The organism is Mycobacterium sp. B14F4 (genome assembly GCF_039871645.1).
GTDB lineage: Bacteria > Actinomycetota > Actinomycetes > Mycobacteriales > Mycobacteriaceae > Mycobacterium.
The window spans coordinates 69167-95521 of sequence record NZ_JBDPMF010000006.1 but is presented as its reverse complement, the minus strand read 5'-3'; the positions used below and the strand labels follow the sequence as shown (position 1 = coordinate 95521).

The 26355-nt window shown below is 66.7% G+C and carries 28 protein-coding genes; 7 read left to right on the top strand and 21 right to left on the bottom strand.

Annotated elements, in window-relative coordinates; genetic code table 11:
• Nucleotides 1-415: 415 nt before the first annotated feature.
• On the bottom strand, nt 416-958 hold the full coding sequence (locus ABGB19_RS17900; protein WP_347687322.1) for an NAD(P)H-dependent oxidoreductase: 543 nt from the start codon (nt 956-958) through the stop codon (nt 416-418).
• A complete protein-coding gene (locus ABGB19_RS17895) occupies nt 955-2331 on the bottom strand; it encodes an LLM class flavin-dependent oxidoreductase (protein ID WP_347687321.1) in 1377 nt (458 codons plus the stop codon). Before ABGB19_RS17895 ends, ABGB19_RS17900 begins: the two co-directional genes overlap by 4 nt.
• Before the next feature lie 162 nt (nt 2332-2493).
• On the opposite strand from ABGB19_RS17895, the gene ABGB19_RS17890 reads away from it, so the two are divergent.
• Nucleotides 2494-3135, top strand: coding sequence for a TetR/AcrR family transcriptional regulator (locus tag ABGB19_RS17890; RefSeq protein ID WP_347687320.1), 642 nt, complete (start codon nt 2494-2496; stop codon nt 3133-3135).
• Between the two features lie 7 nt (nt 3136-3142).
• Here the strand turns inward: ABGB19_RS17890 and ABGB19_RS17885 are convergent, their stop codons facing one another.
• From ABGB19_RS17885 to ABGB19_RS17840, 10 genes are all read right to left on the bottom strand, one after another.
• Nucleotides 3143-3952: an SDR family oxidoreductase gene (locus ABGB19_RS17885; RefSeq protein ID WP_347687319.1), complete on the bottom strand. Its 810-nt coding sequence runs from the start codon at nt 3950-3952 to the stop codon at nt 3143-3145.
• Complete coding sequence (locus ABGB19_RS17880; protein WP_347687318.1) at nt 3949-4803, bottom strand: alpha/beta fold hydrolase; 855 nt, start codon at nt 4801-4803, stop codon at nt 3949-3951. Before ABGB19_RS17880 ends, ABGB19_RS17885 begins: the two co-directional genes overlap by 4 nt.
• Nucleotides 4788-5378 (bottom strand): NADPH-dependent FMN reductase, encoded by a 591-nt coding sequence (locus ABGB19_RS17875; protein WP_347687317.1) that lies wholly within the window; start codon nt 5376-5378, stop codon nt 4788-4790. Before ABGB19_RS17875 ends, ABGB19_RS17880 begins: the two co-directional genes overlap by 16 nt.
• 9 nt (nt 5379-5387) lie before the next feature.
• The gene (locus ABGB19_RS17870; protein ID WP_347687316.1) at nt 5388-6392 is read right to left on the bottom strand and encodes a cyclase family protein; all 1005 of its coding nucleotides are present in this window, start codon (nt 6390-6392) and stop codon (nt 5388-5390) included.
• Between the two features lie 16 nt (nt 6393-6408).
• Entirely contained in the window at nt 6409-7227 is an 819-nt protein-coding gene (locus ABGB19_RS17865) for a coniferyl-alcohol dehydrogenase (RefSeq protein ID WP_347687315.1), read from the bottom strand.
• Between the two features lie 108 nt (nt 7228-7335).
• Nucleotides 7336-8676 (bottom strand): LLM class flavin-dependent oxidoreductase, encoded by a 1341-nt coding sequence (locus ABGB19_RS17860; protein WP_347687314.1) that lies wholly within the window; start codon nt 8674-8676, stop codon nt 7336-7338.
• Nucleotides 8673-10439, bottom strand: a complete 1767-nt coding sequence (locus tag ABGB19_RS17855; RefSeq protein WP_347687313.1) for an FAD-binding protein — start codon at nt 10437-10439, stop codon at nt 8673-8675. Before ABGB19_RS17855 ends, ABGB19_RS17860 begins: the two co-directional genes overlap by 4 nt.
• Nucleotides 10432-11352: a 3-carboxyethylcatechol 2,3-dioxygenase gene (locus ABGB19_RS17850; RefSeq protein ID WP_347687530.1), complete on the bottom strand. Its 921-nt coding sequence runs from the start codon at nt 11350-11352 to the stop codon at nt 10432-10434. The genes ABGB19_RS17855 and ABGB19_RS17850 overlap by 8 nt, the downstream gene beginning before the upstream one ends.
• Nucleotides 11300-12985 (bottom strand): bifunctional 3-(3-hydroxy-phenyl)propionate/3-hydroxycinnamic acid hydroxylase, encoded by a 1686-nt coding sequence (locus tag ABGB19_RS17845; RefSeq protein ID WP_347687312.1) that lies wholly within the window; start codon nt 12983-12985, stop codon nt 11300-11302. The genes ABGB19_RS17850 and ABGB19_RS17845 overlap by 53 nt, the downstream gene beginning before the upstream one ends.
• The gene (locus tag ABGB19_RS17840) at nt 12982-13878 is read right to left on the bottom strand and encodes an alpha/beta hydrolase (RefSeq protein WP_347687311.1); all 897 of its coding nucleotides are present in this window, start codon (nt 13876-13878) and stop codon (nt 12982-12984) included. Before ABGB19_RS17840 ends, ABGB19_RS17845 begins: the two co-directional genes overlap by 4 nt.
• A gap of 129 nt (nt 13879-14007) precedes the next feature.
• Here ABGB19_RS17840 and ABGB19_RS17835 point away from each other — a divergent pair, with 129 nt between their 5' ends.
• Both ABGB19_RS17835 and ABGB19_RS17830 read left to right on the top strand, forming a co-directional pair.
• Complete coding sequence (locus ABGB19_RS17835; protein WP_347687310.1) at nt 14008-14721, top strand: helix-turn-helix domain-containing protein; 714 nt, start codon at nt 14008-14010, stop codon at nt 14719-14721.
• A 24-nt stretch (nt 14722-14745) separates the two neighbouring features.
• Nucleotides 14746-16350 (top strand): FAD-dependent oxidoreductase, encoded by a 1605-nt coding sequence (locus tag ABGB19_RS17830; RefSeq protein WP_347687309.1) that lies wholly within the window; start codon nt 14746-14748, stop codon nt 16348-16350.
• A gap of 12 nt (nt 16351-16362) precedes the next feature.
• Here ABGB19_RS17830 and ABGB19_RS17825 read toward each other — a convergent pair whose 3' ends face one another.
• Genes ABGB19_RS17825 through ABGB19_RS17815 form a run of 3 tightly spaced genes read right to left on the bottom strand, consistent with a single transcriptional unit; the run spans nt 16363 to nt 18706 of the window.
• Complete coding sequence (locus ABGB19_RS17825; RefSeq protein ID WP_347687308.1) at nt 16363-16836, bottom strand: hypothetical protein; 474 nt, start codon at nt 16834-16836, stop codon at nt 16363-16365.
• Entirely contained in the window at nt 16833-17357 is a 525-nt protein-coding gene (locus tag ABGB19_RS17820; protein WP_347687307.1) for a hypothetical protein, read from the bottom strand. Before ABGB19_RS17820 ends, ABGB19_RS17825 begins: the two co-directional genes overlap by 4 nt.
• Nucleotides 17354-18706, bottom strand: coding sequence for an aromatic ring-hydroxylating dioxygenase subunit alpha (locus ABGB19_RS17815; RefSeq protein ID WP_347687306.1), 1353 nt, complete (start codon nt 18704-18706; stop codon nt 17354-17356). The genes ABGB19_RS17820 and ABGB19_RS17815 overlap by 4 nt, the downstream gene beginning before the upstream one ends.
• Nucleotides 18707-18898: 192 nt before the next feature.
• On the opposite strand from ABGB19_RS17815, the gene ABGB19_RS17810 reads away from it, so the two are divergent.
• Nucleotides 18899-19513: a TetR family transcriptional regulator gene (locus ABGB19_RS17810; RefSeq protein WP_347687305.1), complete on the top strand. Its 615-nt coding sequence runs from the start codon at nt 18899-18901 to the stop codon at nt 19511-19513.
• A gap of 4 nt (nt 19514-19517) precedes the next feature.
• Here the strand turns inward: ABGB19_RS17810 and ABGB19_RS17805 are convergent, their stop codons facing one another.
• From ABGB19_RS17805 to ABGB19_RS17790, 4 genes are read right to left on the bottom strand one after another with little or no spacing between them, the layout of a single operon-like run.
• Complete coding sequence (locus ABGB19_RS17805; protein WP_347687304.1) at nt 19518-19814, bottom strand: cytochrome C oxidase subunit IV family protein; 297 nt, start codon at nt 19812-19814, stop codon at nt 19518-19520.
• A 3-nt stretch (nt 19815-19817) separates the two neighbouring features.
• A complete protein-coding gene (locus tag ABGB19_RS17800) occupies nt 19818-20414 on the bottom strand; it encodes a cytochrome c oxidase subunit 3 (RefSeq protein WP_347687303.1) in 597 nt (198 codons plus the stop codon).
• Nucleotides 20411-21244, bottom strand: a complete 834-nt coding sequence (locus ABGB19_RS17795) for a hypothetical protein (RefSeq protein WP_347687302.1) — start codon at nt 21242-21244, stop codon at nt 20411-20413. Before ABGB19_RS17795 ends, ABGB19_RS17800 begins: the two co-directional genes overlap by 4 nt.
• A complete protein-coding gene (locus ABGB19_RS17790; RefSeq protein WP_347687301.1) occupies nt 21241-21948 on the bottom strand; it encodes a hypothetical protein in 708 nt (235 codons plus the stop codon). The genes ABGB19_RS17795 and ABGB19_RS17790 overlap by 4 nt, the downstream gene beginning before the upstream one ends.
• Before the next feature lie 104 nt (nt 21949-22052).
• Between ABGB19_RS17790 and ABGB19_RS17785 the strand changes: the two genes are divergently transcribed.
• Complete coding sequence (locus ABGB19_RS17785) at nt 22053-22667, top strand: helix-turn-helix domain-containing protein (RefSeq protein WP_347687529.1); 615 nt, start codon at nt 22053-22055, stop codon at nt 22665-22667.
• On the opposite strand, the gene meaB is transcribed toward ABGB19_RS17785, so the two are convergent.
• On the bottom strand, nt 22622-23497 hold the full coding sequence (gene meaB, locus ABGB19_RS17780; protein WP_347687300.1) for a methylmalonyl Co-A mutase-associated GTPase MeaB: 876 nt from the start codon (nt 23495-23497) through the stop codon (nt 22622-22624). The genes ABGB19_RS17785 and meaB overlap by 46 nt on opposite strands.
• A 47-nt stretch (nt 23498-23544) precedes the next feature.
• Entirely contained in the window at nt 23545-24690 is a 1146-nt protein-coding gene (locus ABGB19_RS17775; RefSeq protein WP_347687299.1) for a thiolase family protein, read from the bottom strand.
• Nucleotides 24691-24766: 76 nt separating this feature from the next.
• Here ABGB19_RS17775 and ABGB19_RS17770 point away from each other — a divergent pair, with 76 nt between their 5' ends.
• Entirely contained in the window at nt 24767-25531 is a 765-nt protein-coding gene (locus ABGB19_RS17770; RefSeq protein ID WP_347687298.1) for an SDR family NAD(P)-dependent oxidoreductase, read from the top strand.
• Between the two features lie 7 nt (nt 25532-25538).
• Nucleotides 25539-26279, top strand: a complete 741-nt coding sequence (locus ABGB19_RS17765) for an SDR family NAD(P)-dependent oxidoreductase (RefSeq protein WP_347687297.1) — start codon at nt 25539-25541, stop codon at nt 26277-26279.
• Nucleotides 26280-26355: the final 76 nt, after the last annotated feature.

Genomic DNA, 26355 nt, shown 5'->3' with positions numbered 1-26355 from the left:
CATCCAGCCGACCCCGCTCCGGCGATGACATAGTCGTACTCGCTCTTCTCACTGTCCCTTTTCACACGTCACCGCAGCGCCAACGCGCTGTACGTGCGTATAGTACGCGACGGCAGCTATCGAGCAGAAGTCGACTGCCAGTTTAGGATCGGCGGAACGCCTTTGGTGTCCAGACCGTCTTCGACCTGAAGGTCCCAGCTGTTGAACGCCGTCGCCAGCACATATCGGCGCCGACGATGAACGGGAGTGCGACCAGTTGCCGCTCGTCGAGATGCTCGCGTAGCCGTTTTCAGGACTGGTCGTGGATGCGGTAGTCGTCGAGCAGCTGGTCGGTGGCGGCGACCAAGTCGCGTTCGACTTCGTCCACCGGTCGCGGACGGCGGTATCACGCCGTTCGGATAGTCGCCACTAGCACCTATTCGCATCCGATCGCATCGATCAGGACACCGACTGCGTCGCGCGCGCCGGCAACCAGGTAGCCGTGTTCCCGCGGCGGTTTTCCGTCCAGCGACTTCAGCGGTACCGACAGTTGAACGGTGTCGATCACCGAGGCTCCGGCGATCGCGAACGACTTGCGAGCCTCGTCGTGTGCCCAGACGCCACCGTAGGCCCCCCGGGAGATGCCGACCACCGCCAGCGGTTTTCCCTTCAGCGCACCGCTTCCGTAGGGCCGCGATAGCCAGTCGATTGCGTTCTTGATGACCCCTGGGATGCTGCCGTTGTATTCCGGCGTGACGACCAAAGTCGCATCCGCTCGGGCGGCCGCTTGCCGCAACGCGCTTACCGGCTCGGGCACCGTCTCGTTGTCGATGTCCTCGTTGTAGAACGGCAGTTCACCGAGTCGATCGAACATGATGAGCTGAGCACCGTAGGGCGCGAGATCGACAACGAGTTCGGCGAGCTGGCGGTTGACCGAGGCCGCGCGCAGGCTGCCGAGGAGAACGAGAATGTTGATCATACCGCGCTGAACATGCCGCGGTAGCCGAATGCCGGGTGCCGCGAGCTGATATCGGCGGCGTCGGTGTCGAACAGCTTCTGCCGCAACGTCCCCGGCCGGTACTCCTTCTGCATCAAACCCTTGTCCTGCAGTACGGGAACGACGTGTTCGAAGAACTCGTCATAGCTCTCCGGCATGAAGACGTTCATGACTTGCACACCGTCTACGCCGGCGGCCTGGTACTCGACCAGACGCGTCGCGATGGTCTCCGGCGAGCCGACGACCATCTGCGGCAGCGACAGGGTGGTCAGGAAATCATGGACGGTTGGCTTCGAGCCCGAGGGCCAGGCGTTGATCACCGACCGGAAAGCGCCCTGAATGCCGGGGATTTCGTCGACAAGGTCCTCGAGCGGAGTCTGCGGATCGTAGCGGCCGAGATCAGTGCCGGACAGGCCGGCGAAGTAGGCGATCTGCCCCTCTTGGCTGCGGTACTCCTCGAGTTCCTGCCACTTGCGGTAGGCCTCTTCGTCGGTGGAGCCGACCACGAACATCAGGCCCTGCAGGAACAAGATGTCACCGTCGCGACGACCGTGTTCACGCGCCTTCGTGCGCACGGCGCCGACCTGTGCGGCGATGGTCTCCGGCGAGTAGGCCGACAGGAACATCAGTTCGGCGTGGCGCGCCGCGAAGTCCAGACCGGCCGGTGAACCGCCGGCCTGCGCCAGCACCGGCGTGCGTTGCGGCGAGGGCTCCATGAGGTTGAATCCCTCGACGCGGTACCGGTCCCCTTCATGGTGGATGTCGTGGATCTTGGTCGGATCGATGTACACCCCTCGCGCTGAATCGTCGACGACAGCACCCTCGTCCCAGGAGCCTTCCAACAGCTTGTACACGACATCGACATACTCCTTGGCCCAGGCATAGCGCTCCTCGTGAGTAGGGTTCTCGGGAACTCCCAGGTTGCGAAAGGCCCGTTCGTTAGCCGATGTGACGATGTTCCAGCCGACCCGTCCGCCGCTGAGGTGATCCAGTGTGGACAACTGTCGAGCGAACACGAACGGGTGATGCTGAATAACCGAACTCGTGTACATGAGGCCGATGTCGGAGGTCGCGTGGGCAAGTGCGGGCAGCAGCATGGTGCAGTCGCCGATGGGCACGTTGACGGCCTGTTCGAAGACGACGTCCCGCGACCGGCCGTACTCGCCCTGGATGCCCAGCACGTCGGTGAAGAAGAACGCGTCGATCTTGGCCTGCTCCGCTTTCTTGGCGAGATCCACCCATAGGTCGAATTTCTTGAACTCGCGGTTACGGGCACGCGGATGGCGCCAGCTGCCCTGGAAGTTGTGTCCGACCGCGTCCATCACCAGAAGGGTGAAGATCATACGTTTGCTCACGGAGTCGCGTCTCCTTCACTGTCTCGCCAGGAGTAGGTACGACCATATAGCATGTGCTGTACGGACGTACAGGGGATACTGGGAAACGGACTCGGCGGCACTCTACGTGCGTCCAGCCCGCGGCGGATGCGAAGATCTCAGTAGTCCGACAGTGAGGTGAAAATGGCCGCATCGCCCCGCCGCGTAGGCGCAGAAACGTCGAAGACGCGCGATAGCCTGCTCGACTCCGTCGAAACGATGATGCTCGAGGAGGGGTATGCCAGCGTCACCTACCGGGCGCTGGCGACCAGGGCCAAGGTGACCCCGAGCCTCGTGCAGTACTACTTCCCCTCGCTCGACGACATCTTTCTCGCGGCGATTCGCCGCTACTCCGAACGCAATCTGGAGTTGCTGCGCAGCGCATTGCAGAGCAGGACCGACGACCCACTACATGCCATGTGGGAGTACAGCTGGAGCGAAGCGACCGGGGCGCTGGTCACCGAGTTCATGGCGTTGGGTAACCACCGCAAGTCCATCAGCTCCGAAATCGCCGAAGTGACCGAGCGCATGCGCAGGCTGCAGATCGACGTGCTGACCGAAGCCTTCGGCAAAGGCGCGCGCCTGGCCGGTGACCTGTCTCTGGGCGCGGTAGTCCTGCTGATCACGGGGATCCCGAAGTTCCTCAACCTGGAAGAGGGCGTCGGCGTCAAGACCGCGCACACGGATGTGGTCCGTGCGGTCGAGCGCTACCTGGACGCGATCGAACCACGCGGGGCGAAACGAAAACGGACGCCCTCGAAGAGATCGCCGCGACCACGCGGCTGATCGAACCCTACGCCTTCGGCTTACGCACGATGACCTTGCCTGCGGAGGTGCCCCCGTCGATCGGCAGCACGGTCCCGGTGACGTAGCGCGACCGGTCGCCGGCGAAGTACAGCGCGGCCTCGGCGACGTCGTCGACGGTGCCCTCGCGTTTCAGCGGGCGGTCGTTGCGCATCTGCACGCGAATCTTCTCCTCGAACTCCTCGAGCCGCGCCAAGTCCTCCCCCGTCGCGGACTTTCGCACGATCGCGGTGCGGATGTTGCCCGGCGCGATCGCGTTGACCCGGACCTCGTAGTGCGCCAGATCGATCGCCGCGGACTTGGTGAACTGGATGACGGCGGCCTTCGACGCCCGGTACGTCATCACGCCGCCGCCGGCCTGGATGCCGCCGATCGAGGTGAGGTTGATGATCGATCCGCCACCGTGCTCGGACATGTGCCGGGCGGCGTCACGCGTGCCTGCCATCACAGCGAGCACGTTGACCGCCATCACCTGGTGGAAGTCGGCGAGGTCGTCGTCGAGGAACTTGAGGAACATCTTGCCCGACACCCCGGCGTTGTTGACCATCACGTGCAGTCCGCCGAATTCCTCGACCGCCGTCGCCACCAAGCGGCTCACCTGCTCGATCTGCGACACATCGGTTTCGACGAACCGCGCGCCGGCGCCGAGTTCGGCGGCCAGTTCGGCGCCCCTGTCGGCGTCGATGTCGCCGAACAGCACCTTGGCTCCTTCGGCGTGGAACCGCCGCACCAGGCCCTCACCCAGTCCCGATGCGCCACCGGTGACGACCGCGACCTTGCCCTCGAGTTCGCCCGTCATGTCGACACTCCTTCGTGCACGTCGGCCAGGAAGTCCAGCAGTAGCTCGTTGGTCGCCTCGGGCTGCTCGATCTGCGGACAGTGCCCCGCACCCTCGATCACGGCCGAGCGGCCTCCGGAGATTTGGCCGGCGATCTCGGCCGCCCATCCTTTGGGCAGCAGCTTGTCACCGCCGCCCTCGACGACGAGTGTCGGCACGCCGATGCGCTCGTAGGCCCGCTTGCTCGACGGCAACGGCGGCACGTCCGAGCCGGGCCTTCGAAACCGGGCTGCCGCCAATGCTTCCCACGCACCGGGGGCGATGCTGGCCTGGTATCGACGGGCGACGTAGGCTTCATCGGCTGGATAGGCGGGGTCGCAGAACAGCGCCTCGACGATCCGGCGCATGCCCTCGAGTGTCGCGTCGTAGTCGTAGAGAGCCGCCGAGTGCTCGTTGCGCTGAATTTCGCCGCCCCCGCAGATCGTCACCATGCTGCACATCGGCAGTAGGGGCGAGGAGGACGTGGCGTCGACGAACATGTTGACCGCACCCATGGAATTGCCGACGAAGTGGGCGCTCTCGACGCCGAGGGCCGCGCAGAACCGCGCGATGTGCCGGATCCGCATCCCGCGGCCGTCGGTGAAGTCGATGACCTTGGCCGACTCCCCGAAGCCGAGCATGTCGAGCGCCAGCACGCGGTAGTGCGCGGCCAGTGCGGTGATGTTGCGCTCCCAGCCGATCTCGGCACCCGCGCCGAATTCGCCGCCGTGCAACAGCACCACCGGTTCGCCCTCACCCGCTTCGAGATAACCGGTGACAAGGCCGTCGACGTGGACGGACTTGCGCTCGACCTGTGTCACGCCGTTTCCCATGCGGCCCTGGCGAACGTGAGGAGCTGGCTGGCCAGTAGATCCAGCTGGTTCTGCGTCGTGGTGTCGACCAGTTCCCCCGCCTCGTCCCAGATCTTGTCCGCGGAGTTGATCGCCACACCCAGCGGTGTCGGCCACGCGCGCAACGCATGTCCGATCGAGCGCAACTGCCCGAGCGTGCCGACCGCCGCCTGCCAGCCGTAGGCGCAGCTGATGCACCCCCACGGCGTGTTGTCCAGATACACGCGCGGGTCCTCGCGCAGGTCCTCGATGTAGTCGAGCGCGTTCTTCACCAGGCCGGAGATCGCCCCGTGATAGCCCGGCGACCCGACGACGACCGCGTCGGCGTCCCGCAACGCGCCGACCAGTTCGAGCGCCTTGGGCGTGCGCTCGAGCTCGTGCGGTGCGTACATCGGCAGATCGAGCTCGGGCCCGCTGAAGAACCTGGTCCGCCCGCCTTGACGCTCCACCGCCGAAAGGCAGTAGCGCAGCGCGCGTTCCGTCGACGAGTTGGCCCGCAGTGTGCCGCCGAGTCCCACCACCAGCGGCGTGCCGCCCGTTGTCGTGTCTGCCGTCATTGCCTTCACCTACTTGATCGCTATCGGACTGACCGGGGCTCCCACCGCGCCGACGACCTTCAGCGGCGGCGCGATCAGCTGGAACTCGTACACGCCGTCGGCGGCACAGTCGGCCGCGAGTCCGGTGAGATCCCAGTACTCGCCGAACATCAGGCCCATGTCGCGCAGGCAGATCATGTGCATCGGCAGGAAGGTGCCCTCGACGCCGTTGGCCGGGTCGGGGTCCTCGACCATCAGATTGTCCGCGGCGACCGCGGCCACGTCGTGGTCGTGCAGCCATGAGGCGCACGTCCAGTGCAGACCCGAGCCCGGTTCGGCGCCGTCGCCCGTCTCCAGGAACCTGGTCCACCAGCCGGTGTGCACGACGACGATGTCACCGGCGGTGATGGTGACACCCTGCGCCTTGGCGACGTCGTCGAGTTCTTGTGGTGTGACGGGCTTTCCGGGTTCGAGGAAGACGTCGGCGCCTCGGTGCTTGACCACGTCGAGCAGTACGCCGCGCGAGGTGATGCCCTTGGCGTCGACCTTCTCGATGCCGAGGTGAAAGGCGCCGAAGCTGGTCACCGAGTCCGCGGGGAACCCGTTGTAGAGCTTGTCCTCGTAGTAGACGTGCGAGATCGCATCCCACTGCGTCGCGGCTTGCAGGGGCATGACGATCATGTCGTCGTTGAACCGGAACGGGTTGTCGGCGAAGAAGGCACTGACGTCGGCGGCCACCGCGTTGCGCAGCCACTCGGGGCCGTACTGGACCAGCGTCGCTGCGTCGCCGCCGTCGACGGTCATCGTGTGTACGGGGTTCTGCCGGAACCTGAACGCCCCCTGCGGGCCGCCCGAACCGAAGTCACCACCGAGCGAGATCACCGTGCCCTTCTTGACCAGCGACGCGGCCTCGGCGACCTTCTCGGCCGTGATGAAGTTCAGGGTGCCCAACTCGTCGTCGTCGCCCCAGCGGCCCCAGTTGCGCACGTCGTCGGCGACTCGGCGGAAGTCGCTCATCGAAGATGTGTCAGCCATGATTCGCCTCTCCCCGTCATTGCCGCGGCACCACGTCCGCGAGGTCCGTCTCACCCATGGTCCCGCCGTCGACCCAGATCACCTGTCCGGTGAGGTAACTCGCCGCCCGGCTGTTGAGGAAGACCAGCACGCTGGCCTGCTCGTCCGGTGCGGCGGCCCGGCCCAGCGGCGTGCGGAAGGAGTCGAGGAACTCCTGCCCGTACGCGCTTCGCAGCTGATCGAGGATCGGCGTGTCGGTGACGCCGGGTGCGGTGCAGTTGATCCGGATTCCCCTGGCGCCCAGTGCAGCGACACGGGTCATGCCGTAGAGGATGATCGCCTCCTTGGACAGCCGGTAACCGCCGCCCTGGTTCAGCGCGTCCGGGTTGCGCTCACACCAGTCGATCCCTTCGGCGATGGACGTCGTGTTCACCAGCCCCGCGGTGACCGCGGCGTTCTGCCGGTAGGCCGACGCCGCGAGCGACGAGACGTTCGCGATCGCCGACCCGGCAACCATTTTCGGCACCAGCGCCTCGGTGAACGTGCGGGTGCCGAGGAAGTTGATCCTCACCACCCGCATCGGGTCGCCGATTCCCGACGACACGCCCGCGACGTTGAACAGCGCGTCGACCCGGTCGCCGACCGACTCGGCCGCCCTGTCGATCGACGCCGGGTCGGCCAGGTCGAGCGCGACGAACTCACCGACCTCATCGTCGGGCGGCTTGATGTCGAGGCCGACCACCTCACCGCCGAGGTCGGCGATCTGCCGGGCGACATGGGCGCCGATGCCCGATGCGCATCCCGTGACGACGACACGACGGCCGTCGTAGCGCCACCGCTCCTCAGCTTGGGCCATCGACTACTTCTGGTCGACCGACGTCATTTGGCTCCTTACGTCCGCGGCCGTCATTTGGTGCTCCTCACGTCCGCGGTCGTCATTTGGTGCTCCTCACGTCCGCGGCGGTCATTTGGTGCTCCTCACGTCCGCGGTCGGGTTGCGGCTCGTCCAGCCCTCACCCGACTTCAGTTTCGCGGCCGCCGCCTCGATGCCCTCGGTCATCTCCTCCATCGCCAGCGACACCTCGTTGGCGGTGTAGTTCTCCCGGCCGGTGGGCAGGCCGCCGAACGCGTAGGTCTCGTCGAACAACGGTGCCTGCGACTTCGGCCTGCGCGCTTCGGCCTTCTCGATGACCGGCTCCAGGCGCTTGGCCTTCTCGGCCCGCTGCTTCTCGTCGCGCTCGATGAACTCGGGCAGCACCTCCTTGCCCATCAGCTCGATCGACTCCATCGTCTCCTCGTGGCGACGCGGCGTCAGCAACAGGATCAGCTCGTCGACGCCGCTTTCCTCGTAGCCGCGGAGGAATTCGCGCACGGTGGCCGGGCTGCCGATGGGACCGCGGTCGGGGCCGTAGACGATGCTGGGGTCCTTCTCGATCTCCTCGAGATGCCGCTGCCACACCCCGGTGCGGCCGGGCGTGTGCATACCGGTCATGTAGTAGTGCATGATGCCGAACGCGAAGAACCCGCCGCCCTTGCCGAGGCGTTCGATGGCCTGCTCGTCGGTGGGCGCCACCATCATCGACAGGTCGCCGCCGATCGCCAGGATGTTCGGGTTCATCTGCGGCGTGACGGGCGCACCGTTCTCCTCGAACTCCTTGTAGTAACCGGCCACGCGCTCGGCCAACGGTCCGGGACCGGTGTAGGCGAAGCTCAACGCGCCCAGACCTTTCTGGGCGGCCATCGCCACCGATGCCGGTCGCGTGCAGGCCACCCACACCGGCGGGTGCGGCTTCTGCAGCGGCTTGGGCACGACGTTGCGCGGGGGCATCTCGATGTGCTGGCCCTTGAAGCCGGTGAACGGCTCCTCGGTCATGCATCGGATCGAAACCTCCAGTGCCTCTTCCCACATCGCTCGTTTGTCGGCGGGATCCACACCGAAGCCGCCGAGCTCGCCGACCGATGACGACTCACCGGTGCCGAACTCGACGCGGCCGTTGGAGATCAGGTCGAGCGTGGCGACGCGCTCGGCCACCCGGGCCGGGTGATTGACGACCGGCGGCAGGTGCATGATGCCGAAGCCCAGCCGGATGTTCTGGGTCCGCTGGCTCGCCGCCGACAGGAAGATCTCCGGCGCGGTCGAGTGGCAGTATTCCTCGAGGAAGTGGTGCTCGGTCAACCACACCGTCGAAAAGCCCGCCTTGTCGGCCAACTCGACCTCATCGAGGCCATCCTGGAAGAGCTTGTGCTCGTCGTCTTCGCTCCACGGCCGCGGCAGCGGGAATTCGTAGAACAGCGAGATCTTCATCTGGTTACCTTCCGATGTGTATCGAGTGCCGAATCGGTGTTAGTGCCGGCCTGGCTGTCATGGCCGGACTCATCGGCGATGTGCCTGGCGGCGACATAGCCGAACGTCATTGCGGGCCCGATGGTCGCGCCCGCCCCCGCATAGCTGCGGCCCATCACCGCGGCCGACGTATTGCCCACGGCGTAGAGACCTTTGACGACGGTGTCGTCGCTGCGCAACACGCGGGCGTGCTCGTCGGTGCGCAGGCCGCCCGAGGTGCCGAGATCGCCGAGGATGATCTGGAACGCGTAGTAGGGCGGCTTGCCCAGCGGGTACAGGTTCGGGTTGGGCAGCGTCGGGTCGCCGTAGTAGTTGTCGTAGGCCGAATCGCCGCGGTTGAAGTCGTCGTCGTGGCCCTTGCGGGCCAACTCGTTGAACCGCTCGGCCGTCTGCCGCAGCTGAGCAGGCGGCACGCCGATCTTCGTCGCGAGCTCCTCGAAACTGCCGCCCTCCTGCACCACACTCGATTCCAGCCAGGCCTTCGGCACCTTCCAGCCGGTCGGCACGGGCGCGAACGGCACCTTCGGGATGGGCAGGTGCCCGGCTACGACGTAGCGGTGGAACGACCGGATGTCGGTGATCAGCCAGCACGGGATGTGGGTGACGCCCGCGTTCTGGCCCTCGATCATCGCGTGCGCGAAATCCATGTAGGGCGCGGCCTCGTTGATGAACCGCTTGCCCTGGCCGTTGACGACGAACTGTGAGGGCATCATCCGCTCGTTCAGCATGAACTGCAGCCGGCCGTCGGGCCAGCAGATCGCGGGGAACCACCAGGCCTCGTCGAGCAGCTCGGTCGAGCCGCCGACCTTCTCCCCCGCCCGGATGCCGTCGCCCATGGAGGCGGGATTGCCGAAGCTCCAGTCCTTCTCGAGCACCGGCAGGTGCTGGCGCCGCCATTCCATGTCGTGGTCGAAGCCGCCCGCGGCCAGGATCACCCCGTGCCGCGCACCGATGCGCTGCTGGCGGCCGTCGCGCTCCACGACGGCGCCCGCCACCGTCCCGTCGAGCTCGGTGATGAGCTCGGTCATCGGCGCGTTCAGCCACAGCGGCACCTGCTGTTGTTTGAGCGCCAGCCTCATCCGGGCGGCCAGCGATTGGCCGATGGCGGCCATCCGGTCGCCGAACACCCGGGCCCGCACCATCCGCCAGATCAACTTGAGCAGCACGGCCTTGCCCCGCCAGTTCTGCCGGACCTGGTAGAACAGCCGAAGGTCCTTGGGCGCGAACCAGATTCCCTTGGGCGCGAGCGCCAGCGGCTGCAGCAGGTGCTGCTCCTCGTCGCCAAGCTTGCGCAGGTCGATGGCGGGCACGTTGATGGTGCTGCCGAGCTCCGAGCCGCCCGGCAGCTCGGGGTAGTAATCCGCGTAGCCCGGTTTCCAGACGAACTCGAACCATCCGCTGAGCTCCTCCAGGAACTCCATCATCTCCGGCGCGGCGTCGACGTACTGCCGCAGCCGTGCCTCGCTGACCTGCCCGCCCGTGATCCGGCGCAGGTACTCCACGACGCCGTCGGGATCGGGAACGTGGCCTTCTTTGCGCTGTGCGGGCGCGCCGGGCACCCAGATACCGCCGCCCGACAGCGCGGTGGAACCGCCGAAGTGCGAAGCCTTCTCGACGATCAGCGTGTCGAGGCCGAAAGCGTCGGCGGCGAGCGCCGCGGTCATCCCGCCACCGCCGGAACCGACGACGAGCACGTCCACGGTGTGATCGAACCGATCAGACATCGAGCACCGCCGTCCTGATCGCGAACCCGGCGATCAACTCGGGGGCGGCCCGGTAGAACCGCTGCACGGTCCGGTACCGCCCGTGGGCCGCGAGCGCGGCGAATGCCGCTATCCACGTGCGGATCTCGTGCGCCGAGTGGCCGGCCTCCCGCTCGATCCAGGCGTTCGACCAGCCGTCGACCTCGGCCAGCCGGTTGGTGTCGACCAACTCCAGGAAAGCCGCGTCCCACTCCGGGTTGAGCGGTTGCAGCGGGCTCTCGCCGTGCGCGAACGCCTGCGCCGCGTCGATCACGGCGACCTGGCGGGCCTGGCGCTGCTCCGGCGTCATCGGCACGCCGTGCACGATGCGCTCCAGCGCGGCGGGCGGTGCAGTGGCCAGGGTCGGCACCGGTGGGTCGTGCGACAGACCCCCCGATCCCACGACGAGCACCCGCTTGTCCAGCGTCGCCAGATAGGTGCCCACCGCCGCGCCGAGGGCCCGCACTCGACGCAGGGGCCCCAGCGGCGTGGCCACCGAGTTGACGAAGATCGGGATCACCGGCCGCGCCGTCGCATCACCGAACAGCTTCTGCAGCGGCTGCACGGTGCCGTGGTCGACGTCCATGCTGGCCGAGATCGCGACGTCGATTCCGGACTCGAGAACAGCTCGGGCGCAGTCGGTTGCGGTGTCGGTCGGCACGTCGAGCGGCCCGTCGTGGGTGCCGTAGTCCCCGACGCCCTGGGCACCGGTACCGATGCAGAACGGCGGCATCGTCCGGTAGAAGAACCCGTTGTAGTGGTCCGGCGAGAAAGTGACGACCAGTTCCGGGTCGTAGTCGGCGACGAACTGGCGGGTGAGCGCCAGCGCGGCCTCGACGTCGTCAAGGAGATCCCGTGACGGTCCCGGAAGGTTGAGTAGCGGGCTGTGCGACATGCAGCACAGAGCCAGTTTGCCCATGAGAACCGGAGCCTCCTCCCTGGGTGAGACGGAGAACGTTGAAGAGCGAGTCGCTGGTGTCGGCGGCGCGCTGGGCGATGCAGGCGCCCGCGATGCAGCGGTCGGGACGCAGGAACAGCACGGAATCGGTGTAGACGTCGAACCAGGCCTTGAGCGCACCGGTCTTGTCACCGACGACGACGACGTCGGGGTCGTCGTGGCCGGGCCAGTGCAGTTGGGTCATGGGGCGAGCCTCGACGAACGTGGCCCCCAGCGCCTGCCACCGCTCGAAAGCCTTGTCGCCGAGGATCGCTCGCAAGTTGTTGCTCCAGCACAGCACCGCGAAACCGGGGCCGAGCACGTCGTCGAGCAGGACGTTCTGCCGGTTGCGGGTGTCGACCCGCGGCTGGATGAACAACGTGCCGGTGGGCGACATCTCCGAGGCGGATTCGGCGTGGAAGACCGCACCCTGCTGGTAGCGGGGCATCGGCTTGAACCGCATCTCGAGCACGTAGCGCTTGAGCGAAGGCACGACAGACGCGGCGTGGATGACGCGGTCGCGCAGGGCCGCGACCCGCCGGTTCGTCGGTGAGATGACCCGGCCCACCATGGTCGACAGGTCGATCATGGCCCGGGCATGCTTGCGCCGCTCGAGGTCGTAGGTGTCGAGCAGTGCGTCCTCGGCCCCGCCGGTCACCACCGCCGCGAGCTTCCATCCGAGGTTGGCCGCGTCGCGGATACCGCTGTTGTAACCCTGCCCCTGCCACACCGGCATCAGGTGTGCGGCGTCGCCGGCCAACAGCAGTCGGCCCATGCGGAACGAGCCGGCGATGCGCGAATGGTGGGTGTACACCCGGTGCCTGATCATGTCGACGCGTTCGGGGTGCGGGACACGCTGTGCCAGCATCCTTCTCACGAAGGCCGGATCGTCGGCCTGCTCGTCGGTCTCGTCGGGGTGGATCAAGAACTCGAATCGCCGGATGCCGTGCGCGATCGAGATCGACACATAGGGCCGGTCCGGATCGGCCCCGACCTCGCTGTTCGGATGGCCCAGCGGATCGTTGGCGACGTCGACCACCAGCCAGCGGGTCGACGACGTGGTGCCGTCGAAAGAGACGCCCATCAGCCGTCGGGTCGCGCTGCGGCCACCGTCGCAGCCGACCACGTAGCGGGCCGTCACGGGGTCCTGACCGTCGGCGAATTCCACCGTGACGCCGTCGTCCGTCTCGACGCAGTTCTGCATCCGCGTGCCGAACCGGACCTCGACATGGTCGAAACGCTCGAGCCCGGCGAATAGTTCGGCATCGACCATGGGTTGGACGAAACCGTTGCGCTTCGGCCAGCCGAACCGGGCGTCCGGCGGCGCCATCTCGGCGAGCAACCGGCGCTTGGCGTCGAAGAACCGCAGGATCTGATTGGGCACGGTATGCGGCAGCACCCGCTCGACCAGGCCGATGGATTGGAAGGTGCGCAGCGCCTCGTCGTCGAGGCCGACACCGCGCGGGTAGTCGATCAGCGTGTCGCGCTCCTCCACGACGAGGGTCCGGACACCCTGCAGCCCAAGGATGTTCGCCAGTGTCAGGCCGGCAGGCCCGGCGCCGACGATGACGACATCGGTCTGCTCCGTCACGACCGCCCCAGCAGGAAGTCGAGGTGCAAGCGGTTGAAGGTCTTCGGGTCCTCGTACTGGGGCCAGTGACCGCACCCGGGCATCACCTCGAAGCGGGCACCGGGGATCATCGACGCAATGCGCCTGCCCTCGGCGACGTCGGCCGTCGGATCGTCGCTTGTCCACACCACCAGCGTCGGCGCGGCGATCGAGCCGTACTCGGCGGGCCCGAGTAGGTTCCGGGCGCGGATCTCCGGATCCTGTAGCGCCATGATGTCGCGCATAGCGTCGACGAATCCGGGTTGCCGGTAGACGCGTTGTCTGCTGGCGACGATGTCGTCGTAATCCTTCGTCTTGTCGGCCATCAGCCATTTGATGCGCGCCTGCACGGTCTCCCAGGTGGGGTTCTCAGCCGCGGCCATGGATAGCGTGATGATCCGTTTCATCACCTCGGGATCGGCCTGTGAGCCGCCGGCGGTGTTGAGCACCAGGCGATTCAGCCGATCGGGGTGGTCGATCGCGGCGCGGGCGGCGACCCAGCCGCCGAGCGATTCTCCGCTGATGTGCGCGCGGTCGGCGCCGATGGCGTCGAGGAAGGCAATCAGATGCTCGACGTAGTGACGCACCTCGAGCGGATGTCCGGGCTTGTCGGTGTACCCGTGGCCGAGCATGTCGATCGACCAGGTCGAGAAGTGCTCGGCGTGCGCCTCGAGGTTGCGGACGTACGCCTCGGCATGGCCTCCGGAACCGTGCAGGAACACCAGCACCGGCAAGTCGGTATCGCCCGCGTGCAGATAGCGGGTACGGACTCCCGCAGCGTCGAGGTAACCCTGCGAGAAAGCGACGCCCTGGAGGTCGCTCCAGACGCTCTCGAACCCTGCGGACGCGAGGAGCAATTCAGGATCCGCGGACACACTTGCCTTCCTTGACGGCGAGAATCAAATTCTCGTAATTTGTAAGCACTCTGCTCATTTATCGCACACTCACGTGCACTATAGTCAGAGCATCACTCTCGCGAGTGCGTCTGTCAAGGAAGGGGTGCGATGGCAGCCACGGACACACAGCCGAATGGCGGTGCCGCGCCGAATGGTGCACCCGGCTCGCAGACTCTGGCCAGGGGCCTGGCCGCGTTGCAGTTGGTCGCGGGCTCGCGTAGCGGGTTGACCGCTCAGCAAGTCGCCGACGACATCGGCGTGCACCGCACCATTGCCTACCGGCTGCTCTCCACGTTGTCGCAATTCCGGTTGGTGGCCAAGGGAGAAGACGGCCGCTACCGCTCGGCCGCCGCGCTCGCCGTGCTCGGGGCGTCGTTCGACAACAACGTGCGCCAGCTCAGCCAGCCCACGCTGCGGGCGTTGGCCGACGAGCTGGGCAGCACCGTGTCGCTTCTGGTGGCCGAAGGCGACCAGCAGGTCGCGATAGCGGTCATCGCGCCGACGAACGTCTTCTATCAGATGTCGTTTCACGAGGGCAGCCGCTATCCTCTGGACCGCGGCTCGGCCGGAATCGCGCTGCTGGCGAGCATGCCGCCGCGCCCCGGTGAGCGCGATCTGGTTCCGCTGACCCGCCAGCAGGGCTGGGTGATCACCCACGGCGAGGTCGAGCCGAACACCTACGGCCTGGCGGTGCCGGTGCGCCGCCGCCCGCCGTCGCCGCCCACCTGTATCAACCTCATCTCGCATCGCGAAGACGTGGTGATGCGCGGCAAGGAGGCAGTCATCAAGGCGGCCAACGAATTATCCGCGATCCTCAGCTAGAGGGTCGGCGGGAAGGAGCAGCACGTGACCGACTGGGATCATGACGTCGACGTGGTCGTACTCGGCAGCGGCGGGGCCGGACTGACCTCCGCACTCACCGCGGCGGTCAACGGCGCGACGGTGGAGGTCTACGAGAAGGCCGCCACTGTCGGCGGCACCACGGCGGTGTCCGGCGGCATCATCTGGATTCCCGCGCACGGTAGAGCTGCCGACGGCGAACTGCCCGTCGAGGATGCGATGAGCTACCTGCGAGCGCAGTCACTGGGCTACATGGACGACGACCTCGTCGAGACGTTCGTGCGCACCGGCCCCGAGATGCTGGACTTCGTTGAAGCGCACAGCGATCTGCGCTTCGAGGTCGCCGAGGGCTTCCCCGACTACAAGCCCGAACTGCCCGGTGGCCGCCCGGCGGGCGGACGCTCGCTGAACGCCAAGCCGTTCGACCTCGGCCGCCTCGGCGAGTGGCGGGACCGCATCACGTCGTTCCCTGCGGACTTCAGCAACGTCGGCATCGACGCCGAAACCCGCGCGCGCATCCACGCGTCGGTCGACGACGAGTCCGGCGACTATTGCGTGGCCGGCACGGCGCTGGTCGCGGGCCTGCTGACGGGCCTGCTCGATCTCGGCGTGCAGCCGCGCACGAACGCCCGCGCCGTGGAACTGTTCGCCGACCCGCTGGGCATCACGGGTGTGCGAATCACGCAGGGCAACAGGGAGTTCAACGTGCGAGCCCGCCGCGGCGTGGTGCTGGGCACCGGCGGGTTCGAGTGGGACACCAAGCTGGTGGAGGCATATCTGCGCGGTCCGATGCGGGGCGCCGTGTCACCGCCCAACAACACCGGCGACGGCCTGCGGATGGCCATGGCCCACGGCGCCGACCTGGCCAACATGGGCGAGGCCTGGTGGGTGCCCATCGTCCGATTGCCCGGCGACACCTTCGAGGGCCACCCGCGCAGCCGCAGCGTGCGCCTGGAACGTACCCGGCCGCGCAGCATCATCGTCAACCGGGCAGGCAAGCGATTTCTCAACGAGGCAGGCGAGTACAACTCGATGGCGGGCCCGTTCCACTACCTCGACCCGCGGCACGGGTACGCCAACGACCCGGCATGGATCGTGTTCGACTCGTTGCATCTTAAGAAGTACGGTTTCCTCGGCGTGGATCCGGACGGTCCTGCACCGGACTGGTTCTCGCCGTCGAAGGACCTCGACGAGCTCGGCGAGAAGACCGGCATCGACCCCGAGGGGCTGGCCCGCACGCTGGCGGCGTGGAACGACAGCGTCGGTCACGACACCGATCCCGAGTTCGGCCGCGGTTCGAGCGCCTACGACGGTTACTGGGGAGACGACAAGGCGGCCACGCCGGCCGGTAAGACGCTCGGCCCGATCGACACACCGCCGTACTACGCGGTTCCGGTGGCCATCGGCGCGATGGGCACCAAGGGCGGCCCACGCACCGATGGTGACGGCCGCGTGATGCATGTCAACGGTTCGGCCATCCCCGGCCTGTTCGCGGCCGGCAACGCGATGGCCGGTGCGACCGGTAAGGCCTACGGTGGCGCCGGCGGAACCCTGGGCCCAGCAATGGTTTTCGGCTATCGTGCCGGGGCGGCGGTCTCCGCGCGGTCCTAGCGCGACCTCGACTTACTCGCTGATCTGCACGCCGTCATAGCTTTTCAGCATGTCGGCCGACGGCAGGGCCATCTGCAGATAGACGTCGATGCGGGCGATTTTCCCGGCATCGTTGAACTCGTAGACAGACATCGAGTGCACCGAGTTGGCGAAGTCCCCGACCCGGCTGCGCTCCTCGAGTTCCAGGAATACCACGTTGTCCGCCTCGGTGACCCGCCGAAACGAGCACTCCCAATCCGACGCCGTCGCCCAGTTGGTGAGGAACTCGACGTAGGAACCCCAGTCCATGACCTCCTTGAAATTGCCGACCCGGACAAAGCCCTCGGTGTCGATCAGATCGCCGAGCGGCGTCCAGCTGTCCACGGAGAATCCGGGGCGCTTGGCGGCGTCGACCAGTCGCTTGGTCGTCATGCAATAGTCGAGCACGGCCCGCGACAGGCCCGCATACTCGCCGATGACGTCTTCGACGTCCCGCAGTTCGCTCACGCCGTCACACCCTCCTCCGCCAGCCGTCGTTCCAACGCCTCAACGTACTGCGACGTGCCGTGGAACGGGCCGCGTACGCCGATCGCGACATCGAGGAAGGCGCTGTACTCGTCGTTGACGTGCGTCTCCCAACGCGTCACCAGTCCGTCGTCGTCCGTCTCGACGAAACTGTACGAGTAGAAGCCCATCTCGACGCCGTCAGTGGTGCGGCCCTGCCAACGGGTCTTCATCACGAAACCGTTGTCGGCAGGCCAGTACCTGAAATCGACCGGTTTCCAGTCGGGGAATCGCAGCGAGTACACCTTCGCCTCCATGGTGGAGGCGCGTGCCGACTCCTCCGGGAACTCGCTGAGCTTGTACACCTCGTCGCCGGTGAAGTACGGCGACGCGTAGACGGCGTCGTCGGCGAACTTCCACACGTCGACGAACGCTTCGCCGTCCTGGATCCCCTGACGCGCGTAGGCGTCACCGTAGGCTTTCGCCATCCTGGTGTGCAGCGCGATGCGCTCCTCGAGCTTCACCGTTGTGCTTCCATGAACCGGTCGATCACCGAGTGGTAGTGGCCGATCACGACTTCCTCTTTCACCAACGACATGTGGTCGAGCCGGCTGTTGCGCAGCCCAAGCTGTTGGCGCGGCATCTGAACGTAATCCTGGTGCAGCGCTTCGAAATACTTGTAGCTGCCCGGTTCCTCGACGTCGATCAGGTCGACCTTGAACGAGTCGCGCATCTCCGCCGGCAGGTACATGTAGCTGGCGACGTGCCAGATGCACCGGTTGGGATCCCCGTCGGGATGGGGCACCGCCATGATGACGTGGCACTCGCCGGCGCGGATCGTCATGAAGAAGTTCGGGAACAGCACCCACCCGTGATTGTCGCTCATCTGGGCGTCGGTCAGCCCGCTGACGTCCAGACCCATGCCGGTCAGGGTGTCACGAGTCGCCTGTTGCAGGAGCGATCGCGCACTGACGCCGTCGGGGAAGGTCACCGAACCGTCCTCGGCGCGGTACTCCTTGACGAGTTCCTCGAAGCGCGGCAGCACCGCGACGGTGGACGGAAACGTCTCGGGCAACGCCATGATCCCCTCGACCTGCTTCTCCGGGCTGGCGCCCTGCACTTCGAAGGGAGCCATGGCGACGCTGTGGTTCTCGAAGAACTTGTACCGGCTGGTCGCCGGATCGATCGATATCACGCTGACCAGCTGGGGGTGGATTCCGTTGATGTGGTAGCCCTCCTCGAAAGCGTCCATGACGACTTTCCAGTTGCAGTCCAACGGCTCTCGAACGTTCATCACCGTCACCATCTCGTCGAGGTGATAGGGCGCCAGCATGCTCGCGACCTCGTCCCCGATCCACTCGGCAAGCGGCGCGGCCTCGGGATCCGGATTGAGGAAGATGAAACCGGCGAAGGTGTCGACGGAAACCTGGTGCAGAGAGTTCTCGTCTTTGTTCACCTGGCCTGCCAGGTTCTCGCGCAGCACGCCGCGCAACCGGCCTTCGAGATCGTAGGACCACAGATGGTATTGGCACAGGAAGCCGCGTTTGACGTTGCCCGTTCCTCCGGTGCACAGGACGTTGCCGCGATGCCTGCAGGCGTTGACGAAGCCGCGCAATCTCTCGTCTTTCCCCCGCACGACTACGAACGACTGGTCGAAGATCCGGTACTCCTTCCAGTCCCCCACCTTTGGCAGCTCGTCCACCCGGCCGACGACCTGCCACACCCGCATCCAGATCGCGTCCCGTTCCCGGGCCTGGTACTCGCGCGAGGTGTAGCGGTCGGTCGAAATCTGCATGGTGTAGGTGCCCGCCCCGAAGTCATCGAGGCCGGCCGCTGTACTGACCCAGTCCCCGGGCCGCGTCGCCGCTGTCATCGTGCGTCCTCCTCATCTGCCGGCTGTATGTGGCCGCACTCCCTAATATACAGTACCGTATGTAAGATACAACTCTGAATATTTTCGAGTCACGGGAGGACGATGGCCGGCGGTGAACGCACCACGATCGGGCTGTCACCTTCGCGGGGCGGGCCCAAAGGCGCAGGCCAGTCGGTGTGGAAGAATCACCGCGTGCCGGAGCGCTGGACAAGGGAACGACGTGTCGAGCACACCCGCTCTCTTCTCCTCGACGCTGCAGAGGAGCTTTTTGCGCGCAAGGGCCTCGGCGCGGCCGCGCTCGAGGACATCGCCGACGCCGCCGGCTACACGCGGGGGGCCATCTACGCGCACTTCGGCGGCAAGGAGGAGCTCTTCCTAGCCGTGATCGAGCGCCAGCGCCAGCGCTTTCTCGACGGCTTCGCCGACGTCGTCTCGTCGTTCGAGCGGCTCGAGGATCTCGATCTCGACGAATTGTCGGTCCGCTGGCGGGACCTGATGAGCGGCGATGCCGAGTTGGCCGCCGCGCTGGGCTACGAACTGACCCTGTTCCTCGTCCGAAACCCGGGAGCACGGGAACGTGTGGCCGCTCAACGGCTGGAGACGGTGCGGTGGCTTGCCGACTACATCGCCGCAGGCGCCGCCCGGATCGGTGGCGAGTTGACCATGTCCACGGAGACGCTGGCGCGGGTCATCCTGGCGACCAACGAGGGCGTCACGCTCAACAGCCATATCGACGGCGAGGACCTCTACCGCCCGTTCATGGAGTTGATCATCTCGAGCATCCGGCCGTCGTCCTCCGCGGATTAGCGGGTTACGTCGCGACCGCCAGTCCCACGAAGTAGGTACCGAGCAGAGCCCCGCCGATCAGCACCACCCAAGCGTCGGTGAGGCGGCACAGCAGCGCGGGCGCGTGGCGCACCTCCATGAACTCCCGGAAGATGATGCGCACCTTGACGAGTGCGATGACGATGGCGCCCACCGTCACCACCGTGCTGGCCCGCAGCGTCCCGTTCTCGTCGGCGGTGTGATCCAACCAGACGTACACCAGCGTCATCGCCGTCAGGACGGACCAGACGACTAGCAGTCTCTTGCTGGTGGCGGCGCTCATGAATCACCTCACGACGTAGAGCAGTGCGAAAATCAGGACCCACAGGAAGTCGACGGTGTGCCAGTAGGTTGCGCCGGTCTCGACGAGTTGCTGGGATCGCCGGGCCGGGCTGCGCAACTGATAGACCACGACACCGAGTACGACGAACCCGATCAGCACGTGGATGCAGTGGATGGAGGTCAGGAAGAAATAGTGCTGGAAGAACACGTCGCTGGTGAAGGTGTTCCCGATGCGGACTTCCATGACCCACTCGACGATCTTCGACGTCAGGAACAGGCCGCCAAACGTGACCGTCAGCGACGCGTTGATCAGTGCCGACCGATATGCCCCTTCGCGCGACGCCTGCACGCAGCGGGCAATGGCCCATGAACTCAACAGCAGGGCGACGGTGTTGAACACCCCGAAGCGCAGGTCCAGGTCGGCCTGCGACTGCAGGAACAGGTCCTGATTCTGGGTCCGCTCGAAGAGATAGACCGAGAAGTACCCGGTGAAGAGAAGGGATTCGAAGAGCACGAACACCCACATGTCCGGCTGCCCTGGCACCGATCTCTTCGGCTGCCCGTCGGTGAGTTGCGGCCTGGAACCGGCGAGGTTCGTCATCGAGCAGCCTCCACCGTCGTCGTGTCATCGACAGCTGTCGGAACGTCGGGCAGCGGGCCGGTTCCGAAGTCCTCGCGCTCAATCATCTTGCGCAGCAGCACGATGAAGACGGCGGTGTAGGTCAAGAACACCACCATGTTGATCCACCAGGCGATCGCCCCGTTCCAGGCGAAGACGCCACGTTGGAAGATCCACGCCGGCGCGACGACGACCTCGGTCAGCGCGTTGCACAGACCGAGATAACCGAACCACTTCGGGAACACGCGGTTCTTGTCGAGGAGGATCGCCACCATCCACACCAGCGAGCCGATCAGGAACACCCCCATGGTGCCGCTGAACGACAGGAACGCGAAATCGTAGAGCCACCGGATCAGTTCGGGATCGCGGTCCGGCCGAAGGGCCGCAACAGTCATCGCGATGGCCATCACCAGCATGCCGGGGATGGCGCTGAGCGCGTACATCACCAGGTATGAGTACGCGAAGATGGGGCTGACCGACATGCGCCGCATCGAGTAGGCGAGGATTGCATTCATCGGCCCGCACATGCCCGAGATCAGGAACACCACGGCGAACCCGGCGAGAATGCCCGTGTGGCGGCTCTCGAACCACTGCACGACCACCGGGGTGTCCCACGCGGGGCTCGGCGGCGGCTGCACACGCGTGACGAGGAAGAACAGCACGCCGTACAAATTGTAGAAGACGACCATGACGTACCACGCGAACCACAACTCGCGCTTGGGATGGTGCCGGAAGTTCCAGACCAGCCGACCGAGCGCGGAATCGGCAGGTGTGGCCGATTCCGTCGCCTGCCGCGCTGTCGTATTGCTCATGCTGCGGCCAGGCTCTCGGCACGCTGGCGACGGATGTTCTGTCCGACAACGACTCCCATGACCACGATCCACACCCCGATCGCGATGTTCTTGACCCAGAAGGACAACAGCCCGTCCCAGGCGAGTGGGCCCTCGAACGCCAGCGCCGTGAACGCGGCCGGCGCCAGCGCGACGGCGATGAGGAGGTTGAAGTGCGCCACCCACGGCTTGAAGACCGGCTGCTCCTGTCGATCCCAATAGATCGCCAGCGCCAGCAGCAGGCACTGGGCGATGAGGTAGGGCACCAGAATCGTGAAGGTGATCCAGGCAAGGTCGTTGAACAGTTGCGTCAGCTCCGGAGCGCGCTCGGGGCGGAAGGCGCCGAGCAGCCAGAACATGTTGGCGATGAGAAACAGCGTGGGCGGTCCGGCGGCGCAGACCAGCAAGCTGTAGGACAGAATCGGCGTGCGGTGAGCCATCTTCCGGATCTGCATCACCAGCAGCATCACCAGCGGGATCAACCCCACACCGAACCAGTTGAACAAGATCATGCTGTAGCGGATGCGCGCGGTCTCGTCGCGGTAGAAGGCCGCGACCTCCTCGGCGGACATCGTCGGCGACATCGGGTGCACGAAACCGGGGAACAGGAAGAACGCCGACACCCAGATGACCGCCAGTGCGGGCAGCGTCCAGAAGAGAATCAGTTCGCCGTCAGTTCGTCTCATCGTCGTCGAAACCTTCTCCCAGCACTAGTTGCCGATCGGCTACTCGAACGGTAGCCGATCGGCAACCGGACGGTCAATAGTTCGGTTACGCTCGTCGTGTGGCGATGACCGACGACAGGTTCAGTGCGATCACGCGCACCGCCGCCCAGACGCGGGTGCTGGACGCGGCGCTGAAATTGATTGCCGAACATGGTGTCAGCGGTACGTCGCTGCAGATGATCGCCGATGCGATGGGCGTGACGAAGGCCGCGGTGTACCGCCAGTTCAAGACCAAGGAAGAGATCGTCATCGCGATCACCGAACGGGAGATGAGCAGGCTCGAGGATGCGCTCGAGGCCGCGGAAGCCGAGGGCCACGGCCTGCGGTCGCGCGAGATGCTGCTCGAGCGGATGATCGACCAGGCCATCGAGCGGCGCGGGATCGTCAGCGTGCTGCAGTTCGATCCGGTCATCATCCGCCTGCAGGCCGAGCACGAACCGTTCCAGCGGTTCATCGAACGGCTCTACGCCCTGCTGCTGGGCACCGAGGCCGGCGTGGAGGCACGGGTGCACGCGGCGATGCTCTCGAGCGCGATCAGCGTGGCGGTCATGCACCCGCTGGTCGCCGATCTCGACGCCGAAACCCTTCGCGCGCAGCTGATGCGGATGTCACGCAGAATGCTCGACCTTCCGGATCAGGACTCCGCCGGAACCGCGAACAGCCGCTCGGCGGCACTGTAGGGGTCGTCGCTGCCGTCGGCGACCGCGGCGGCCAGCCGGTCGAGTTCGGGATGGTTGCGCAGCAGCGTCTGGGCCAGCGACAGGATCTGTGACCTGGCGCGTGCGGCGCGTCGGCCGGGGCTGTCCGCTCGGTGGTGCGCCTCGATGACCTCGACCAGTTCGGCGATGCCCTCGCCCTGCGCGGCAACGAGTTTCATGACCGGGGCACTGGTCTCGGCCCGCAGATCGCGCACCGTCTGGTCCGCGCCCTCCCGATCGGCCTTGTTGACCACGACGATGTCGGCGACCTCCAGCAGTCCCGCCTTGGCCGCCTGCACGGCGTCGCCGGCGCCCGGGTTGAGGATGACGACCGTCGGGTCGGCGACGGCGGCGATCTCGATCTCCGACTGCCCGACCCCGACGGTCTCCAACACCACCAAGCCGTACGACAGCGCCGCGAGCACCCGGATCGCCGCGGGTACGGCCGCGGCGAGCCCACCGAGATGCCCACGCGTTGCCACCGACCGGATCAGCACGTCGGGGTCGTTGATGTGGGCCGCCATCCGGATCCGATCCCCCAGCAGCGCGCCACCGCTGTAGGGCGACGACGGGTCGACCGCCAGGACCGCGACCCGCAGGCCGCGCTCGCGGTACGCGCCGACCAACGCTGCGACCGTCGTCGACTTCCCCGCGCCCGGGGGTCCTGTCACACCCACGATGCGAGGAGCGGTGACCGCGCCGAGTGCCTCCAATACCTCGCTGCGCCGGGTACTTTCGACAAGGCTGAGCAACCGGCCGGTCGCCCGCGCGGATCCGCCGCGCGCGGCCTCGAGGAGTTCGTCGATGGTCATCGCTTCCGCAGTCTACGGATCACAGGTCGAACGTCGCCGCCAGCGGCTCAACCGACCTCGATGACCGTGGCCGATCCCATTCCGCCGCCCGCGCACATCGCCGCCACGCCGATTCCGCCGCCGCGCCTGCGCAGTTCGTGCACGAGCGTGACGATCATCCGCGCACCCGTGGCGGCCACCGGATGTCCGAGTGAGCAGCCGCTGCCGCTGACGTTGACGCGGTCGGGGTCGATGTCGAGCAGTTTGATGGTGGCCACGCACATCGCCGCGAATGCCTCGTTGATCTCGAACAGATCGACATCGGCCAACGAAAGACGCGCGCGGTTCAGCGCTTTCGGAATCGCCTCGACCGGCGCCAGGCCCGTCGAGGCCGGGTCCACACCGACCGACGCCCACGACCGGACGGTCGCGAGCGCAGGCAGGCCGAGCCGGTCGCTGGCGATACCGAGCAGTGCAGCGCCGTCGTTGGCGCCGCAGGCGTTGCCCGCCGTGATCGAGAAGCCCTCGATCTCCGGGTGCAGTGGCTTGAGCGAGGCCAGCTTCTCGATGCTGGTGTCGCGCCGCGGGTGTTCATCGACCTCGAACAGGCCGTGCGGTGTCTCGATCGGCACGATCTCGTGCTTGAAGCGGCCTTCGTCGATGGCCTGGATCGCCTTGCGGTGCGACCCGAGCGCCCACTGGTCCATCTCCTCACGGGACACTCCGGCCTTCACGGCGGCGTTCCAGCCGACGGTGATCGACATGTCCATGTTCGGCGCGTCGGGACGGTCCGGATGCGTGGGTGGGAACCAGTCGACCCAGCCTTCTTCGGATCCCCGCCGGCCCTGCCGCGTGAACCGCGGCGACGTCGACGCGGAGTTCACCCCGCCGGCGAGGACGAGCTGGTCCATGCCGGCGCGGATGCTCGCCGCGGCGCCCTGCACGGCGGCCTGTCCCGCGGCGCAGTGCCGGTTCAACGCGAGCCCCGGCACCGACGTCAGCCCCGCGGTGATCGCCGCGTGGCGGGCGACGACACCGCCGCCGTAGAGACCCTCGCCGAGCAGGACATCGTCGATCGGGTGCGAGTCCAGCTCACCGGCCGCCGCCCCGATGACGTGCTCGGCGAGTTCGTAGGCGTCGGTGTCGCGCAGCGTGCCCTTCATGGCGGTGCCGATGGGTGTACGCAGCGCAGAAACGATCACGGCTTCAGGCATAGGTGTCTCCGTCTCGACCAGAATGAGAATGCTATTCTCTCAGCCAGAGAGTGCCAGTTGCAAGAAGGGGAACCATATGCAAATCGCAGGTAGCTCGGCGATCGTCGTCGGGGGCGCCGGTGGCCTGGGCGAGGCGACGGTCCGCCGCCTGCACAGTGCCGGCGCGAAGGTGGTCGTCGCCGACCTCGCCGACGACAAGGGCAAGGAGCTGGAGGGCGAGCTCGGCGTGCGCTACGTGCGCACGGACGCCACCTCCGAGGAGTCGGTGAACGCGGCGATCGCCGAGGCCGAGTCGCTGGCCCCGCTGCGGATCTCGGTCGACACGCACGGCGGACCTGCGAGCGGCGGCCGGCTGATCGGCAAGGACGGCTCGCCGCTGGACCTCGACGGCTTCAAGAAGACAATCGAGTTCTACCTGACCGCGGTCTTCAATGTGATGCGACTGTCGGCGGCGGCGATCGCGAAGTCCGAACCCCTGGACGAAGGCGCTCGCGGCGTCATCATCAACACGGCCTCGATCGCGGGCTACGAGGGTCAGATCGGTCAACTTCCCTACTCCGCGGCCAAGGGCGGCGTGCTCGGCATGACGCTGGTCGCCGCACGCGACCTGTCACCGCTCGGCATCCGCGTGGTGACCATCGCGCCCGGCACCATCAACACCCCGGCGTACGGCAAGGCGGCCGACCAGCTCGAGCAGTACTGGGGTCCGCAGGTGCCGTTCCCGAAGCGGATGGGCCGGTCGACGGAGTACGCGCAGCTCGCGCAGAGCATCGTCGAGAACGACTACCTCAACGGAGAGATCATCCGCCTCGACGGGGCGCTGCGGTTCCCGCCGAAGTGATCCAGAAGTGAGCCTGTCGGGCAAGGTCGCGTTCGTCGCCGGCGCCAGCCGGGGCATCGGTGCGACGGTCGCGGCCGCGCTCGCCGCGCAAGGCGCCGCCGTCGCGGTGGCGGCACGCTCGGAGCGGGAGGGCAAGGTCCCGGGAACCATCGGCTCTGTTGCCGACGGCATCGTCGCCGCGGGCGGTCGCGCGCTGGCCGTGCCGTGCGACGTCACCAGCGAGGAGTCCGTCGAAAGGGCCGTCGCCACAACGGTTGCCGAGCTCGGCGGTATCGACATCCTGATCGCGAACGCGGGCGTGTTGTGGCTGGGGCCGATCGAGTCGACGCCGCTGAAGCGCTGGCAGCTGTGCCTGAACGTCAATCTCACCGGGGTGTTCCTGGTGACGAAGGCGGTCATTCCGCATGTACGGGCGCGCGGCGGCGGATCGTTGATCGCGATCACCACAACCGGCGTGGAGATGATCGAGCAAGGGGCCAACGCCTACTGGGTGTCGAAGGCCGCCGTCGAGCGGTTGTACCTCGGCCTGGCTGCCGATCTCAGAGGCGACAACATCGCGGTGAACTGCCTGAGCCCGTCGCGCGTGGTGCTGACCGAGGGCTGGCAGGCGGGCGGCGGAGGAATGACGATCCCGCCGGAGATGGTCGAACCGCCCGAAGCGATGGCCAACGCCGCCGTCCGCCTGGCTCAGCAGACGGCCGCCGGCGTGACGGGCACCGTCCAGCGCAGCGAGTCGCTGACGCTCTAGGCACCGCGAGCGACCGCAGAATGCACACCTTCAGCGGCGCGTCGGCGTACAGACACGGTCATTCGCGGAAGTAGGG